We start from the raw sequence: 332 nt of genomic DNA, 5'->3' as shown, positions 1-332 counted from the left end.
TAACATCGTGGTTTTTGATGATTTCAGTTGAAATTTTGTCCAAGTAATCTTTTCTAGCATTGGATATGTATTCATGAATTCTAGCTACCTTTACTCGTTGTTTATTCCAGCAAGAAGATCCTTTCATCCTTCTAGAAAGCACACGCTGTGCTTTCGCCAACTTATCTTCTAATGATCGGAAAAACTTCGGATTTTCATAGTGTGTTCCATCTGACAAAATGGCGAAATCTTTTAGTCCTACATCTATTCCAATGTAAGAATGTGTTTTCGGAAGTTCTTGTACTTCTGTTTCAACTAATAGTGACACAAAATATCTACCAGAAGGGTTCCGT

General features: G+C 35.8%; 1 protein-coding gene. It reads right to left on the bottom strand.

Annotated elements, in window-relative coordinates; translation table 11 throughout:
* A partial coding sequence (locus MR143_RS32770) for an RNA-guided endonuclease InsQ/TnpB family protein (protein ID WP_242281306.1) occupies positions 1-332 on the bottom strand: 332 nt, incomplete at both ends.

The organism is Bacillus cereus group sp. BfR-BA-01347 (genome assembly GCF_022663835.1).
Lineage (GTDB): Bacteria > Bacillota > Bacilli > Bacillales > Bacillaceae_G > Bacillus_A > Bacillus_A thuringiensis_K.
This window is presented reverse-complemented; position numbering and strand designations above follow the sequence as displayed.